This is a genomic window from Azospirillum brasilense (assembly GCF_003349955.1).
GTDB classification, from domain to species: Bacteria; Pseudomonadota; Alphaproteobacteria; order Azospirillales; family Azospirillaceae; genus Azospirillum; species Azospirillum brasilense_B.
Map to the genome: position 1 here is coordinate 38,038 of NZ_QLKQ01000039.1, position 14,953 is coordinate 52,990.

Here is a 14,953-nt window from a genome sequence, read left to right on the forward strand (position 1 = left end):
TCAGACCCCGCAACCGCTCTACAGCGACAGCCGGAGCAAATCGCGATAGCCGCCGTCCATCAATTGGCGCCCCCGACGGATGAGGTAGCGCACCTGGTCGCGCAAGGGGGTGTTCCGGTACCAGTCGGCCTTAACGCGCTCGGCACCGAACAGCGCTTCGGCCGTCTGCCGTGTGTTGGCCCCGTCGTGGTAGGCGTCGAGCGCCTGGAGGGTGCGCATCAGCATGCGGGTCTGGTACGGCGTCAGGTCCGGGGGAGCGGCCGGGTTGGTCACCGCATCGTGGAACCGGCGGAGCGCGGCGACCTGGGCGTCCAGGTCATCGTCCAGCGCGACCAACGCCCGCAGCGGCGTGCCGGGTTTGGGAAGGCGCTTGCCCTCGATCCAGAAGCGCCGCTCGCGCGGCCCGTCGGCCAGCGCGACGTGGAAGCCGTCTCCCGTGTCGAGGACGGCTTGGCGCGACGCCCCCCACCAGGGATCAAGGCAAGGAGATGGCCCGGCGTAGGGCCTTGGGGCCGGCGACAGCCGGACCAGGGCCGGCAGCACCTCCGGTCTCCAGAACACCAGCGTCTCAGCGCCGCTTTTGCCCGGGTCCTCCAGGACAGTGCAACCCCCAATGGCCAGTGCCGTCGGAGGATGCCGACTCGCCGCGCTGCCCAGCCACCTCCGTTTGATAATCCCCGTTGCGGCGCAGGAACTCCCACGCCCAACAGGAAGCAGGGATGGTCAGGGCATACTGGTAGGCGGCCGATGCTCGCCAATCATTCATAGCGGTCATGATGTCTTCGCTCGCGCGCAGCGTCAGGTTGCGCCCGAATCGAAAAAGTGAGCCGCTACCCTGAAATTGCGACAGCGCTGACGGCGTAGAGCCCGGCGGGAACGGCGTACTTCAGCGGACTCCGCCGATCCGGCCCCCCGGAACGGCGGATTTCCGGAAATCCGGCGATGCGGAATTCAGTGCATGCCCTGGCGGAGCAGGTCGCGGTAGCCGACGCGCGTCATCCACTGCGCCCGCGCCAGATGGGTGGCGTGGGCGTGCCGGGCGCGGTCGGGCTCGCGCGCGGGGTCGATGCGCAGCACGATGCGGGCGACTTCGTCCGGGTCGGCCCCATCCGCCTCGGCGTCGAGCAGGCGCAGGTAGGTGACGAGGTGCAAGCGGTCGTAGTCGGTCAGGGTCTCCGAAAGAGGCGGCGCGTCGGCAACCGGCGGTTCGAGCTGCGGCGTCGTCATCGGCTGATCTCTCCCCTCTGTGTGTGGCCCCGCACCGAAGCGATGGGTGTTTTCATATAATCGTATGTAGGGACGATCCGGAGCGGTGTCGCGGAGTGGCACCGAAACATCGTCGGTTTGTCCGGCGTGCTCCGAATGGGAGATGTATCCCGTGGAGACCCGTCCCGCAATCCTGCTCCATCCTGCCGATGGAGGACATGCCCGACATCCTGGCCCTGAACATCCGCCGCCTGCGCCTCGCCAAGGGCATCACGCAGGAGGAGCTGGCGCATCGCGCCGGCATGGACCGCAGCTATCTGGGCGGTATCGAGCGGGCCGAGCACAAGGCGACAGTCGTCACCGTTGGCCGTCTGGCGATGGCCCTCTCGGTGCTTCCCCGTGATCTCCTGGAACTTCCCCCCAACCACCCCTACCTCGCACAGCTTGCCGGAAATCCGTAGGTCCGGAACGGCGGCGCTGCGCATCGGACATCACGCCGCCGCCGTGTCTTTAGATGCCTTGTGATGGGTGGTTGCCAACGGCGCATCTGGCGGGGTTTAGCTAAACTTTCAGTCTATTCTTCAGCCTTGCGGGATGGACGGGCATCGATCCCGGAGCGGGAACCGGCGCGTCGTCCGCACCGGTCCCCTGCCGGCGGTCACGCCGCCTGCCGCACCGGCGGCTGAAGCCCGTGCAGGAAATCGACGGCGCGCTGGGCATGAGCGGCGGCGCTGACGATGAAGCGCGTGTCGTTGCGCAGCACCTCCAGCCAGGAGGCGATGTAGGCGGCGTGGTCCTCGCGCACCTCCGGGGTGATGCCGAGGTCGGCGCACAGAAAGGCGCTGCCGATCTCCGCCACCAGCTCCTCGGCGGCGTAGCCCTCGTCGCCCCAGCGCTTGCGTCCAAGGTCGCGGGCGAGCCGCGACGGGTGACGGGTCCAATGCACCGTTTCATGGCCGAGCGTGGCCGCATGGCTCTCGGCGTCACGGAAGCTCTCGACGGGTGGCATCTGGATGTGGTCCGAGCCGATGGCGTAGTAGGCCCGCGTGCCGCCGGTGTGGATGTCGGCTCCGGTGGCGGCGAAGAAGCCGTCCGCCGCCGCGATACGCTGCATGGGGTCCAGCGGCACCGGGGCTGGGATATGGAAATGTTCGGGCAGGCCGTCCACCTGCTCGGCGTTGAACACCGTGTAGCCCTTCAGGAAATGGATGTCGCGTTCGCCCTCCTCGCCGTCGCCGTCCGGTTCCCGGCGGGTAACCGTGCCGGCGTAAACGACCAGTGTGCCGTGCTCACTCCGGCGCACCTGTCCGCCGAGCCCCTGCGCCTGCCGGTAGCTGAGCCAGAACGGCGAGGCATAGCCGCGCTCCATGGCGGTCATCCACAGCATGAGGGTGTTGATGCCGCGGTAGGGCTGGCCGGTGGCGCGCAACGGCCGGGCGATGCGGCCCGCAGCGTGACCGGCGTCCCACGGCTTCATCCAGGGCCGCACGCCCCGTTCCAGGTCGGCAAGGATGCGGTTGGTGACGCGGGTGTAAACGTCGGTGCGGTCGTGCGTGGGAGCGGTCATTTCGGGTCCTCCGTGTCGGGCTGCCGTGCAGCGCGCTGGCTGCTGCACGGTTGCCCGTCGGCGAGACCGGGGTACGGGGGAGGCCCTGCCGGCGGGCGGGGCCGGGCTGCGCGGCCCGCGGGGCTTCGAGCCCCGCCCGGGACGGGCGGCCCTGCTCCGCCGTAGGCGGCGGGGCCGGCGGGGCGTAGGGGCGGCGCCCCTCGACTCCCCGCACCGGCGGCGCCGGAGGCGCCGATCCGTGGGAATGCGTCAGGGATCGGCGCACGCGTGGGGCCGAGACGCGCGACACGCCGGCGCACCTCGCGGCGGCCAGCCCCTCATAGAACGAACCGGAGGGATTAATAGGAATGCAGCAGATCAGCAGCGGCCATAGGTCGGGCTTATGCTCATCGGCAAACGATGCCGCCTGCTAGGTTTGGTCTGCGCTTCGATCCACCGTGCATCCAGGTCGAGATCAAAGCACGTCCACCCAACTGCCGATCTCGGTGGCATCATCCATGAGTTGGTGGGCATCAAGCTTGGCGCCGAGCCTCTCCGGCGAAGCTTGGTGGCGCAGCAGTTCGGCATGCCCGCGCGCCCAGTCGACAAAACGTCGGCAGGAGTCCGGCAGCTCGGAATAACCGTACTTTGCCAGATAATCCTCAACAAACGCGTCGATCCGGCGCGCTTTGGCGAAGGCCTCCGCCTGGGCATCCAGGAGCTCGATACGTTTCTGTTCCAGGACTCTCCGCCGCTCGGCCTCCCGGCGGCGGCGCGCCTCTTCCTCGGCAGCCTGCTTGCGCCGCGCCTCTTCAGCGTGGCGTGCCTTCCTCGCCGCGGCGATCACCCGACCCGCCGCAAGCACGTCGTCGATCATATCCTCCGCACGTTTCCGTTTGCTGTTCGCAAAGCGGCGCCGCAGCCCGTCCCAGTGGTGCCCCTTATCAAGTTCAAACGCGAGGATGCCGTTCGGTACATAGTCCCATTCCGGGACCTTCGGCTTGTCCCAGTCACTGAACCAGTTGCCGCGCCGCTGCCTGCGTTCCCGATCCGCTTCCCATTTCCTTAATGCTGTCATTTCGGCTTCGGTCGGCTTATGAGGAATCTTGTCGGTCTGCTCCACGAGAGAGAGTGTCATGCTCTCCTCGTCGGCTACCAGTTGAAGTCCGCCGGGGGCGGACACGAAGCGGCAAGCCTGCGTGGGGGCCAACGCAATCAGCCTTTCGGCAATGAGCAGTGCCCGGGCGCCGGACGCGGGACTGATGACTATCGAGAAGAGCGATGAGTCGGACAGCCGGATGAAGCCGTCAGGCCCCACCTTGGCTGCCTCCAGTTTCTTTGCAAGCTGCACCAGAACGGGATGGTTGTCCTGACTGGATGGCATAGGGAGAGGGGGCATCACATTGCGCCTCTCCCGATCCAGTTTGGCCTTGGCGCGCGCGGCCCTTACCTCAGGCGGCAACGCTGCCGTCGGACTTCCTTGTATGACGATCCTGTCAACCAGCGGATCTGAGACGTCCCGAAACAGCGGCCGCTTGGACGGTTTGCCGGCCGCCACCTTCGCCCAATACCCACGGCTTGGCGTTGGGATACGGTGCTTGTCGCAAATCTTATGGAGCGCGACATCGGAAATGCCCAGTTCAGCGGCAACTTTCGTCATCGGGCGGGCCCAGATCATCTCGTAGAGTTCGCGGCGGGTCAGTTCGGCCGGCATGCGCATCACCCCACTGAGGATTGTATCGGACACATCGTTGCCGTCCGAATGACAGATGGCAACGGCCGTCGTGTCGATATGGTATTAACGATGTGCCAAAATGCACTTGGGCTCGCGACAAGGGCAAACTGTGGGGCCGCGGCACTGTTTTGGGTAGCGCCCAGCGGTGTAGCAAGGGCCGTGAGCCGCGCTTTTGCTCATCTGCAAACGATACCACCGACTGTGGCGATCCACCGAGCCCGGTCTGGCGGGCAACGGCTGAGCCACTGTTCAAACAGAAGTCAGATCCGTTATCGGAACAGAGCCGAGGAGCCAGCAGGAAAGCGATTAGCCGTGCTTTTGTCGTGGTGGCTTAGGTGTCTCCTGCTGCATCGCAGGCGCCTCCCCTTGTTGGTCAACCAGCATGACGCCGAGGCCGCGGGCCGACGACAGGAAGATGACGCCGTTCTCCTCCAGCGTCTTGCGCACGGCGTCGCGCGTCGTGTCCCGCACATCGAGGCGGTCCGACTCCAGCCGCTTCAGGGCGGTCAAGGCGACCAGGGCCGTATCCGCCAGCGTTTCCTGCGTCCAGCCGAGGAGCGCCCGTGCCGCCCGTATTTGCCTGGGTGTGATCATCACAGATCACATTCCCGATGCGCGCGCCCAGCGCCACTAAGACGACTATTTTAGTCGCATCCAGGTTCCGAAACCGCTACACTCTCCGGCTGTAGTTGTCCGCCGTCTTTTCCCGGTTGTAGGATGATGATGGAGGGGCCGCGTTCCCGTCCCGCCTCACCACCGGCATTGTCCAGCCGCACACGCAGCGACAAACACCTGGGAAAAAGCCGGCAACGGTATGGAGGACGAGGGCGATGCCGCGTGTCTGGGAACTTGCCGCCTTGGTAACGCGCTACGAGCGGTGCATGACCGACGGCGATGCCTCGACGCCCACCGATCTGCCCGCAGCGGTGGACAGTTATTGGCAGGCGGTGGACATCAAAGACCTGATCTACGCCGAGGCCGTGCGCTTCGGCGTTCCCATGCCGTGCGCCGGATGCTGGCAGGACGATTTGCAGACCGTGCAGGCGTTCATCGCCGGGGGCGGCTGGCAGTAGATGGCCGAGACCTGCTCGGCGACTCGGCTTCCCGGCACCCGGTGCCGTGCCGACCACAGACGGACTGAGGCGGCTGTCCTGGCGGATGCGTCCGCTCGAAGCGACGGCGCGCTGCTCACCGTCCTCCGGCAGGACCTCGGCGAGACGGTGTTCCAAGACGTCCTGGCCGCGCTCGACGACGAAATGGAGCGCCGGCTGCGCTCGCTTCACCGGGAACCGTGGGATTGGCCCCGCATCCGTGACGACACCCGGGCGATGCTGTCGCTGGCTGCCGGCTTCGACTTCGGCACGCTGGCCGCCCTGTCCCGCGCCGTTCTGTCCGCCGGCGAGTGTCCGGCGCACCGCCCGCCGGAGGTGCTACGGCCCTACGAGGCCGAGGTGCAGCGGCTGCGTTCGACCATCGCCGCATTCCGCCCCACGGCCAGCCTGGATAGAGGAGGAGCGGTGATCGTCGGCGCGCCGCCGGCATGGACCGGCGCATCCTGAGGTGGATGGAGGACGACAGCCATGATCAAGGACACGCCCATCCATGTCCTCGTCGCCGAGGACGATGTGCTGGTCGCCTGGGCGCTGCGTGCCATCCTGGAGGAGGCCGGCTACCACGTCACGCTCGCCCACGATGGCGTGCAGGCGCTCGCCCTCCAGGCCCAGACTCCCGCCGACGTGCTACTGACCGATCTCCAGATGCCCCGCCTCGGCGGCTTGGCGCTGATCCGGCAGTTGCGGGCGGCGTGTCCCACGCTGCCGGTGGTCGTGATGACCGGCGCCGCGGACGCCAGCGCTCTTGACGAACTGCACGGTGAGGTAGGGGTCGGCACCATCATCATGGCCAAACCGGTCGGCCCCCAGCCGGTGCTTACGGCCCTCCGAGACCTGCTCGGGGTGAGTAGTGTCTCAGTTTGAATGACCGCATCGGGTGAGAAGCGAACTGCGGAGTCGGTTCGCAGGGCCGACTGTGGCCTTGAACGGCGCAATGACCTGATGCAGCGCTGGACGGTCATGCTTGCCTGAGCGTTCCCTTTCCGCCGAAGAGCGGCACCATCAGGCGACTGGAGGCCGCCAAGCGATGACGCCTTCCGTTCTGGCCCGCACCTCGGGCGAGGCCAAGCATGTGGCGACGGCCTCGTAGCCGGGCGTGCCGGGATACGGGGCGACATAGGTCGGCGGGCTATGGTTGGCGGGGCAGAGAATGATCGCTTCGTCCGTGCCAACCGCCGTCAAGTCCAGGATCGCGCTTGAACGTGTCAGCATGAAAATCGGCGGGGCACCGGGGCTGCGACGCCGAAGATGGGCGATCATTGCCTCTTGAGTGGGCTGATCCAGCCCCTGTTCAATCATGTCGACCACCATGATGGCCGGACCATCCGACTCCAGGCCGGCGATCAGCGCGCTGAGTGCGTCTGATACGGTGGCTCCGTCCTCCACCAGCCAAGCCAGCGTCCGATCGACCCGCGACCTGAGAGCCGGGTCCGCATCCATGCGAGCGTAAGCAACTGCACCGCCATCCACCAATCGGTCGAGGCCGAGGAAGACCGCGTTGGGCAACGTCTCGGCCAAGCGCTGTGCCAGCCGTGTCTTGCCGCTGCCTAACGGGCCTATGATATAATTCAAGAGCCGGACACGGCCCAGTTCGAACCGCTCGCCATCCCAGGGATAAGGCAGGTCAAAGGCAACGGTGAGCGCGGAATCCGGTGCCGTCAGGCGCGCCAGTTCCCCGGCTGTCGGCCCCTTGCCCCGAGCGAGGTCGTCACGCAGGCTCCCGATCGTTTCTATCATCCCGACCAACTGACGCAGCCGGTCTTCGAGGACGGTCTGATGCGTCGCCAAAGCTGGTTCGAGGCCGCGAGGGTCGCCAGCCAACACTCGCGCTATTTGGGCGAGGCTGAAGCCAAGGGCGCGCAGCGCCACGATCTCGCCGGCGCGACTCATTTCGTTGGGACCATAGGCCCGCCATCCGGCCGTGCTGCGGATCGGAGCGATCAAACCACGCTGCTCGTAGAGACGCAGGGCCTTGGCTGAAACCCCGAGCCGGCCGGCGGCTTCGGATGCGTTCAGGTACCTTGCGGAAGAGTTCATGAGCCACCTCGCGATTGCTTGACCGCTGCCCTTATCGCTGGTTGCCCCTGGGACCGAGTCAAGAGGGATGTGCAGCAACATCCCCGCAGAAGGTGTGCGAGACGGCCGTTTTGGGTTCACAAGGGAAAAAGTTTCAAACTGAGACCGCACCTCGGGGTGCGGTGAATGGGGCCGGACTGCTCAGCCTGCACCGCGGCCGCAGGCGGGATGCGGCGCGTCCCCGCATCCCTGAAGCACCACCCGGTTCTAGCCGGTGCGCTTCGCCTCGTAGAGCGCGACGTCCGCCTGCCGGCCCGAACCACGCTACGCCTCCCTTGCGGCCAGCGCGGTCAGATCGGCGAGAACACCGCGGATGAAGTCCCAGGGATAGCCGTCGGCGTCCGGCTCCAGCTCGCTCCATTCGGTCGCGATGGCGAGCTTGGCGATGACGCCGGGGATCGACCGTGCGGACGTCCGGGACGCGGTCCTGAGCAACTCGTCCACCCGCCGGTCTGCGACGGCCTCCTGCTCGACGGCGTTGGTGAGGCCGACCGCCGCCGCCTCGGCGTCCCAGCGCGCCTGCGCGGCGGCAAGGTCACGCTTCAGCCGCCGGCGCAGCAATCGGGTGGCCGGCGCTGTCCCCAGCACCCGGTCGATCTGGCGGGCGTCCGTGGCAACCACCGAAGGGCGCCCCGGATGGTCGAGGGGGATTTCGACACGGGGAAAGCCGATCTTCTCAGCCAGTTCCCGTTCCAGGCGCTGGGCCTCGTGGCACAGCCGCTGCGAGGAGGCGAAAGTCTCCCGCCACTCCTGCCAAAGCAGGATGACCGGGTCGGCGTCCTGCCTCTCTTGCAAAGTGAAGGTCAGTAGACGAGCAGCGGCAGCGATGCTCCCTTTTCGGGACTTACGGCTCATCTGTGGCGCTCGCGTCTTTGAAGACACGTCACCTCCTTTGCGGCTTTCGTCGCAACTGATATGGTGCAAAATGACATTGATAATGACACCATAAAAAATGACTGATGCCAAGAATAATGTTATTTCCCCTGCGCAATGTCGTGCTGGACGGGCTCTGGTGCGGATGAACCAGCAGGAATTGGCGAAGGCAGCAGAGGTCTCGACGAAGACCGTGGCCGACTTCGAACGGGAAATTGAGCGCCAGCTCAACGTCCGAACCCTACGCGCCATCCGGGCAGCGCTGGAGGCAGCCGGCGTGGAGTTTTTCCCAGAAAACGGTGGCGGCGAAGGGGTTCGGTTCAAGAAGGATCGGCCGCAGGAGACGGACGTCATTTGATCACGCCCTCGACCGCTCCCACGGTCGCCTTGACCAGATCGAAGATCCCCCGACGCACGCGTGGGTCTTTGATCCGGTAGTAGCATTTCACCAGTTCCAGCGTCTCCCGCCGCCCCATCGGTGGCGTTTCGGGATCGGGCGGTTCGGAGGCACGGGGCGCCGCGTCCGGCATATCGTCGAAGAAGAAGCTGACCGGAACATCGAGTATGTCCGCCAACTGCCAGAGCCGCGACGCGGCGATACCGTTGGCGCCGTGCTCGTACTTCTGGATTTGCTGGAAGGTCAGGCCGACCCGCCGCCCCAATTCGGCCTGCGACAGGCCGAGCAGCGTGCGGCGCAGCCGCAGCCGTCCACCCACATGGGTGTCCACCGTGTCCAGGCCGGTCCCGGCCTCCGGCCTGCGACCACGCCCTTTGTGTCTCGCCCCTGCTACGACGTCCACGAAGTCTCCTCCTGCATCGCACCTTCGGTTGCGGTATGCGACCATGCCTTTTCTCGCGTGCCGGCTGTGCAGCATGGACCGTCGCGCGCATGCTCTCAAGAAAATGTTACTCATAGTCTGTAGACCAATAGGCTACACGCGGGCTAGCTGCCCGGATGGACATCCGCAGGCAGGTCGGGCTCAACGTTCAGCGGATCAGGCGCACGCGCGGCTGGTCGCAGGAGGAGCTTGCCTTCGAGTCGGGTCTGCACCGCACCTACATCAGCGGCATCGAGCGCGGCGCCCGCAACCCGACCATCACGGTGCTGAAGGAACTGGCCGACGCGCTGGGCGTGCCGCCGGGAGCGCTGATGGACACCCAGGGGGCCCCGTCCTCCGGCTGAAGCAACGCTGGCCGCCCCAGGCGGCCGGCTCGAATTTTCCAGGCGGAGGGCCGCCCTCCTGAAGGAGGGCGGCGGTATCGCCTACTCGGCGGCCATGGGCAGGTCCGACTCGGGAACGCGGTCGCTCTCCGCGTCCGGCTCCGTACCGAAGCGCATGGCATCGGGGAGCCAGTCGCGCCCCTTGACCTGCCAGTCCGGCGCCTCGGCCCCGGCCTCGGCCGTCCGCTCGAAATGCTTCGCCAGCGCGGTGACTAGACCGGACTTCTTGTAGTCCGACAGCCGCGCCATGGTCACGGTGGCGCCGCTCTCCTGAGCGATGGCGCAGAGCTGATCGCGGGTGCGCCCGCCGAGGAAGGTCTCGTCCGGCCGCCACCAGTCGCGCATGTCGGCCCCGAGGTCGCGCGCCACCCGGTTGAACAGGCTATCGCCGTGGTCGATGGCGTCCATGTCGCCCTGGCCGAAGGCGAGGATGGTCAGCAGCAGGTGCAGGCCGTCCAGGTCCTCGTCGCTCAGCCGCTTGACCCGCTCGTACAGGTCGGCGCCGTCCTTCGGTTCGCCCACCAGCCGCTCCCAGGCACCCCGGCTGCGCGGCCCGTAGGTGGGCTCGTCGTCCTCGGCCGGTGCCAGCCCGAGCAGACGCTCGAAATACGCTGCCGCCGCCTCGATGGCGTCATAACTGCGGGGCCGGGGTCCGTCCCCGCCCGAGAACAGCGCGCACGCGGGGTGCACCTCCACCGACGCCCGGCCATGGTGGCCATCGGCGCCGCGCATCAGCATCACCACCGCCACCTCCCGGGCCGTGCGCCGGGCGGCGATCAGCAGCGTCTGCACCGCCAGCGTCTTGTGCGCGGCCATGTGGCGGACCAGCCAGGACGGGTATTCCGGGCGCTCCCGACGCACTGCCAGCGGGCTCTCCCGTGTCTCGGCGACGACGGTGCGCTGCACGTCGTGGCGCATCAGTCCGTCGCGTACCTCAACCCGGCCGGCCGGCGTCAGGTTGATCACCACACCGCCGTTCTCCCCGTCCTGCGCCGCGCGGTAGTGCCACCACGGCGCGCCCTGCGTGTCGAACAGGTCCACGAAGGCGGCGGTCTTCGCTCGTTCCGCCGCCAGTTCCTCAACGGCCTGCCGCTGCAAGGCGTGAAACTGCGGGGCGTCGTCGAAGTAGGTGGCTTCGGCCTCGGCGAACAGGTCGGAGGTGACGGTGCCGCTGTAGCGCTCCAGCGGGAACACCGCCATGGCGACGGACGGCTTCTCCTCAATCAGCCGGGCGCGCACGTCGTCGGCATCGTACCAGCCGCCGTCCGCGATGTCGGCGAGGATGCGGGCCTGCTGCTCGTGGGTGCCGAGCGTCAGCGCCTCGGCGATGCCGAGCCCGATGGCGCCGTCGCGCACCGCCTGCTTGGCCTCGGCGCACAGTCCGGCCAGCGCCAGCCGGCGCCTGACGGTGGTGGTGCTCAAGCCGGTCTGCGCCGCCACGTCGTCCAGCGTGGCGCCCTTCTGGAGCAGGGTCGCGAAGCCGTCCGCCTCGTCGATGGCGTCCAGCGCCTCGCGCTGCACGTTCTCCACCAGGGCGATGCGCCGGGCGTCGGCGGTGCTCAGCCCATGGCGCACCTCGACCGGGACCCCGTAGTCGCTGCCGATCTCGCCCCGGCTCTCCAGCAGCTTCAAGGCCCGGTAGCGCCGTTCGCCGGTGACGACGCGGAAGCGGTCGCCCTTGAGGCACTTGACGACGAGGTTCTGGAGCACGCCGTCGGTCTTGATGCTCTGGGCCAGCCCCTTGATGCCGGCGGGGTCGATGCGCTTGCGCGGGTTGGCGGTCGGCGGGAGAAGCTGGGACAGGGGAACGCGCTGAGTGCTCATGGTTCATCTCCCTCTCTTGAAGCTGCGAAGCAGCAGCCTTGCCGCTGCTGCTTCCCGGGGCCGCGCGAGCGGTGGGTGAGAGGGGGGCGAGGGACGGCGCGCCGGGCCGGGTTGCCCGGGCGAGGGGCACGCCCCATGCCCTGAGCCGGCGGCCCTGCCCGGCAACAGGCGGCCCTCGCGGGGGAGAGAGCGGCAACGCCCTCTTTCCCCACGTCGAGCTGGCGCCGGCGTCACGCCGACGCCAGCTCCAAAAGTTCGGCGACGGCCGGCAACATCATGCGCGAGGGATCGTCACCCGCAGGGACCGAAACGCAGCCCACTGCGGCTCGGTGGCGCAGCCATAGAGCCCGGCCCGCAGGGTGCGCCGAACAGCAAGGGCCCATCAGGCAACGGGGTGCCGACGAGCCGCTCCTTCACAGCGACCGGAGAATGATTGCTTTCGCGCGCTGAACCAGAAGGTCGTTCCCATCTCTTCGATATTCAGCGACGGAGCTTCTTTTTCTGCGCCGGAGGAAAACGACTCCTCCAAATCGAAGCCTCGCCACTCCAAAAAGAGACTGTAGCTCACGCGCGCTCATGGCGGGATCATGCTGCTCTGGCTGAGGATTGCCTCTTCCTCGGGTTTATGGGAGGCCCTATGACCTCCCGAATTCCACCCGGAATGACTTGGCTGACCGTTGCCGACCTAGCCGTCATCCTCGGCCTGAAGAAGCAGACGATCTACAACCGCTTGAGCTCGTGTCCGGAGACCCTGCCGCCACCGACGCGCGTCCCCATGCTACGCGGGCCCCGCTGGTCACCGCGGGTCGTGCAGGAATGGCAAGCCCAATACGACCCAGTGGGGCTGCTGGACAATCCGCCCCGCCCTGGTCGTCCGACCAAGGCCGAAGAGATAGCCCGACGGCTCAAGGGAAACGCGAGCTAGGCTCGTGCGGTGCGGGCAACGTAAGCAGCCGCCAATACCTGGTCGTAGAATGACAATCCTGGGCCACCTGTTCGTCACTCATGAGATTTCCATCATCGGAAGGTATGGCTCCGCTTCCAAATTCAGAGCCGAGATCTTTGCCTTCAAGAGCCGGCGAAGGTCGATTCGTTGATCGAGCACCGCGCGGAGATCGAAACCTTCCATTAGGAAGATGGCCTTGTTTGGATTTTGCTTGAGAAGAGGGACAACGTGCTCCGACCACCCCTCGACGGAGAGGAACATGCCCATCGTCTGCCGTCCTGAGCGCGCTACTTGGCCGGCCAAGCCGTCGAGCTGTCGGATGTCAGCTAGGCGCGTGCGCCAGCGGCATTCGACGATGTAGTGCCACCCGTCCAACTCGAAGGCGGCGTCGATCTGCTCGCCACCGCCGTTCCGTCGGAAGGCACGGAGCACCGGAACGCCGTAGAGGTCGAAGGTGCGGTTCAACAAGTCCTCGAGCAGGTAGCCGCGCTGCTGATGTTCGCCAGAAGACGCCGCTTGGTCGAGTTGAGCGAGAAGCAGAGCGCTTTGACGTTTGATCATCTCGCTTTGTTCGCGTTGGCGCTGCTGAGCGGCTGCCTCCCGTCGGGCTTCGGCCTCCGCCAGCTCGCGCGCATCAGCAGCGGCGAGCACGCCGCGCAACTCACGTGCTTTTTGAACGACAGCCCGCGCTTGATATTCATTCTGCGCAAGGTGAAACGCTGACCAGTCCGCAGCGAGGGCGACGATGTTGCGGATGACCGCATGGTCACCGCCGGTGCGGGCCAATTCTTCCAGCACAAGGGCGCCCGCATCGCGCTTGGATCGCTTCTCGCCTGTTGCCGGGTCGCGTTCGGTCAAGAAGCGGCGGATGAGATCCTCGGGGACACCCACACGCCTAAGCACTTGGTCGGCGGCGGTCTTCTTTACGTAAACGAGTGTCGCAATTGCTTCGAGCGCCAACCGGCGGGCATCGGCGTCGGTCAGCGTGGTGGCACGCGTTTCGTGATCGGTCATCATGCCGCACCTCGGGAGCGGATATCTCGGAGTTCCGCCAGGAAGGTGGTGGCAGTGGAGGTGGCCTCCGTGGCAGCCTCCTCTCCGACGTCGAGGCCGTGCGCCGCCCGGTTGAGCACCTGGAGTGCCGAGCGGAACCGGTCAGCGTTGGCCGGTGCGAGGCCGAGTCGGCCGAGCTCGCTGAGGCTCGCCATAATGCTCAAGGGGCGCTCGCTGGTGCCGCGTTCGTCGATCATGGCGCGAAGCTCGCGTTCAATTTCGATCCGCAGCTTGACCAACGACATCAACGGAAATTCACGAGCGAATTCCGCCACGGTCGGCAGTTCGGCCTGCAGAACGTCGGGGAGGGCAGCCGAGAGGCGATACTCGGCGACTCCCATCGGCTTCGCCGAATCACGCAGTGCATATTCGACGATCACCTCGTTCTTGCCCTTGCAGAGAATAATTCCGATGCTCGGCGCATCGGTTTCATGGCGGAGCTGATCATCGACCGCAGACAGATAAAAATTCATCTTTCCCGCGAACTCAGGCTTGAAGTCCTCGATTTTAAGCTCGACGATGACAAAGCAACGCAGACGAAGATGATAAAAGAGCAGATCCAGGTAGTAGTCTTGGCCGCCAACTTCGAGATGATACTGGCTCCCGACAAAGGCGAATCCCTTGCCAAGTTCCAGGATCAGGGCGCGCAGATGCTCAAGGAGGCCAAGCTCCAACTCACGTTCCGATATGTCTGGGCCGAGCGAGAGGAAATCGAAGCTATAGGGATCTTTGATCAGCTCCTGCGCGAGGTCCGATTGTGGGGCGGGCAGGGTCCGGGCGAAGTTGGTAAGCGCTTTGCCTTGGCGAGCGTAGAGGCCGCTTTCGATCTGATGAACAAGAACGTTGCGGCTCCACCCATGTTCGACCGCTTGCCGGGCGTACCAGAGACGCTCAACGGAGTCCTTGATGGTTTCGACCAGCTTGACCGCATGCCCCCAGGGCAATCGTGCAACAACCTGTTGCACAATTTGACGATCGGGAAAGGCCTCCGCGAGAGCCCTCATATACTTGAGGTTCCGAGGTGAGAGCCCGGTCATTTCCGGGAAATCACGCCGAAGGTCGGCGGCCAGCCGGTCGACGATGCGGGCGCCCCAACCCGCCGCGGTCTGCCGGTCGAGGATATCCCGGCCGATGCTCCAATACAGGAGGATCAGTTCTTGATTCACGGCGACGGCTGCCCTCAGGCGAGCTGTGCGGATACGTTCCTTGAGCTCGGCCAAGAGAGAAGCGTAGCCGTCGCTGTCCGGAGGGAAGGCAGGCGTGGTCATAAGCAGACCTTAGCAGACTAAGACGCGAACAGCTTAGCGCTCGATGACCGGATGGAAAACCTCTGCGATCTCCTTAGGCGCCGCGGTGAAGA

Annotated in this window: 19 protein-coding genes; 6 read left to right on the forward strand and 13 right to left on the reverse strand. The window is 66.1% G+C overall.

Annotated features, from left to right (window positions below):
• Positions 1-18: 18 nt before the first annotated feature.
• From DXK32_RS17805 to DXK32_RS17810, 3 genes are all read right to left on the reverse strand, one after another.
• Positions 19-561: a DUF2285 domain-containing protein gene (locus DXK32_RS17805; RefSeq protein ID WP_247877213.1), complete on the reverse strand. Its 543-nt coding sequence runs from the start codon at positions 559-561 to the stop codon at positions 19-21.
• Between the two features lie 7 nt (positions 562-568).
• On the reverse strand, positions 569-775 hold the full coding sequence (locus DXK32_RS33710; protein ID WP_432612352.1) for a transcriptional regulator domain-containing protein: 207 nt from the start codon (positions 773-775) through the stop codon (positions 569-571).
• A 176-nt stretch (positions 776-951) separates the two neighbouring features.
• Positions 952-1,227: a DNA -binding domain-containing protein gene (locus tag DXK32_RS17810; RefSeq protein WP_114859746.1), complete on the reverse strand. Its 276-nt coding sequence runs from the start codon at positions 1,225-1,227 to the stop codon at positions 952-954.
• Positions 1,228-1,424: 197 nt separating this feature from the next.
• Here DXK32_RS17810 and DXK32_RS17815 point away from each other — a divergent pair, with 197 nt between their 5' ends.
• Positions 1,425-1,667, forward strand: coding sequence for a helix-turn-helix transcriptional regulator (locus DXK32_RS17815; protein WP_247877214.1), 243 nt, complete (start codon positions 1,425-1,427; stop codon positions 1,665-1,667).
• 197 nt (positions 1,668-1,864) lie between these two features.
• Here DXK32_RS17815 and DXK32_RS17820 read toward each other — a convergent pair whose 3' ends face one another.
• From DXK32_RS17820 to DXK32_RS17830, 3 genes are all read right to left on the reverse strand, one after another.
• Positions 1,865-2,773, reverse strand: coding sequence for an ArdC family protein (locus DXK32_RS17820; RefSeq protein WP_114859748.1), 909 nt, complete (start codon positions 2,771-2,773; stop codon positions 1,865-1,867).
• A 454-nt stretch (positions 2,774-3,227) separates the two neighbouring features.
• On the reverse strand, positions 3,228-4,499 hold the full coding sequence (locus tag DXK32_RS17825) for a hypothetical protein (protein ID WP_114859749.1): 1,272 nt from the start codon (positions 4,497-4,499) through the stop codon (positions 3,228-3,230).
• A gap of 294 nt (positions 4,500-4,793) precedes the next feature.
• The gene (locus DXK32_RS17830) at positions 4,794-5,081 is read right to left on the reverse strand and encodes a helix-turn-helix domain-containing protein (protein ID WP_114859750.1); all 288 of its coding nucleotides are present in this window, start codon (positions 5,079-5,081) and stop codon (positions 4,794-4,796) included.
• Positions 5,082-5,368: 287 nt separating this feature from the next.
• Here DXK32_RS17830 and DXK32_RS17835 point away from each other — a divergent pair, with 287 nt between their 5' ends.
• From DXK32_RS17835 to DXK32_RS17845, 3 genes are all read left to right on the forward strand, one after another.
• Positions 5,369-5,560 carry a hypothetical protein gene (locus DXK32_RS17835; RefSeq protein WP_162801230.1) on the forward strand — a complete coding sequence of 64 codons (192 nt, stop codon included), beginning with the start codon at positions 5,369-5,371 and terminating at the stop codon, positions 5,558-5,560.
• A gap of 147 nt (positions 5,561-5,707) precedes the next feature.
• On the forward strand, positions 5,708-6,046 hold the full coding sequence (locus DXK32_RS17840) for a hypothetical protein (protein WP_162801232.1): 339 nt from the start codon (positions 5,708-5,710) through the stop codon (positions 6,044-6,046).
• A 21-nt stretch (positions 6,047-6,067) separates the two neighbouring features.
• A complete protein-coding gene (locus DXK32_RS17845; protein WP_114859753.1) occupies positions 6,068-6,463 on the forward strand; it encodes a response regulator in 396 nt (131 codons plus the stop codon).
• 138 nt (positions 6,464-6,601) lie between these two features.
• Here DXK32_RS17845 and DXK32_RS17850 read toward each other — a convergent pair whose 3' ends face one another.
• Together DXK32_RS17850 and DXK32_RS17855 are read right to left on the reverse strand one after the other, a co-directional pair.
• Complete coding sequence (locus DXK32_RS17850) at positions 6,602-7,636, reverse strand: MerR family transcriptional regulator (protein WP_114859773.1); 1,035 nt, start codon at positions 7,634-7,636, stop codon at positions 6,602-6,604.
• Between the two features lie 303 nt (positions 7,637-7,939).
• Positions 7,940-8,470: a hypothetical protein gene (locus DXK32_RS17855; protein WP_247877215.1), complete on the reverse strand. Its 531-nt coding sequence runs from the start codon at positions 8,468-8,470 to the stop codon at positions 7,940-7,942.
• Between the two features lie 157 nt (positions 8,471-8,627).
• Between DXK32_RS17855 and DXK32_RS17860 the strand changes: the two genes are divergently transcribed.
• Positions 8,628-8,906, forward strand: a complete 279-nt coding sequence (locus tag DXK32_RS17860) for a helix-turn-helix domain-containing protein (protein WP_114859754.1) — start codon at positions 8,628-8,630, stop codon at positions 8,904-8,906.
• Here DXK32_RS17860 and DXK32_RS17865 read toward each other — a convergent pair.
• Positions 8,899-9,348 (reverse strand): helix-turn-helix domain-containing protein, encoded by a 450-nt coding sequence (locus tag DXK32_RS17865; RefSeq protein ID WP_247877216.1) that lies wholly within the window; start codon positions 9,346-9,348, stop codon positions 8,899-8,901. The genes DXK32_RS17860 and DXK32_RS17865 overlap by 8 nt on opposite strands.
• A 155-nt stretch (positions 9,349-9,503) precedes the next feature.
• Here DXK32_RS17865 and DXK32_RS17870 point away from each other — a divergent pair, with 155 nt between their 5' ends.
• Positions 9,504-9,731 carry a helix-turn-helix domain-containing protein gene (locus tag DXK32_RS17870; protein ID WP_114859756.1) on the forward strand — a complete coding sequence of 76 codons (228 nt, stop codon included), beginning with the start codon at positions 9,504-9,506 and terminating at the stop codon, positions 9,729-9,731.
• Between the two features lie 81 nt (positions 9,732-9,812).
• On the opposite strand, the gene DXK32_RS17875 is transcribed toward DXK32_RS17870, so the two are convergent.
• From DXK32_RS17875 to DXK32_RS17885, 4 genes are all read right to left on the reverse strand, one after another.
• Positions 9,813-11,594: a ParB/RepB/Spo0J family partition protein gene (locus DXK32_RS17875; RefSeq protein WP_114859757.1), complete on the reverse strand. Its 1,782-nt coding sequence runs from the start codon at positions 11,592-11,594 to the stop codon at positions 9,813-9,815.
• A 382-nt stretch (positions 11,595-11,976) separates the two neighbouring features.
• Entirely contained in the window at positions 11,977-12,162 is a 186-nt protein-coding gene (locus DXK32_RS32235; RefSeq protein WP_162801234.1) for a hypothetical protein, read from the reverse strand.
• 435 nt (positions 12,163-12,597) lie between these two features.
• Positions 12,598-13,557: a hypothetical protein gene (locus DXK32_RS17880; protein WP_114859758.1), complete on the reverse strand. Its 960-nt coding sequence runs from the start codon at positions 13,555-13,557 to the stop codon at positions 12,598-12,600.
• Positions 13,554-14,861 carry a PDDEXK nuclease domain-containing protein gene (locus tag DXK32_RS17885; RefSeq protein ID WP_114859759.1) on the reverse strand — a complete coding sequence of 436 codons (1,308 nt, stop codon included), beginning with the start codon at positions 14,859-14,861 and terminating at the stop codon, positions 13,554-13,556. Before DXK32_RS17885 ends, DXK32_RS17880 begins: the two co-directional genes overlap by 4 nt.
• Between the last annotated feature and the right edge of the window lie 92 nt (positions 14,862-14,953).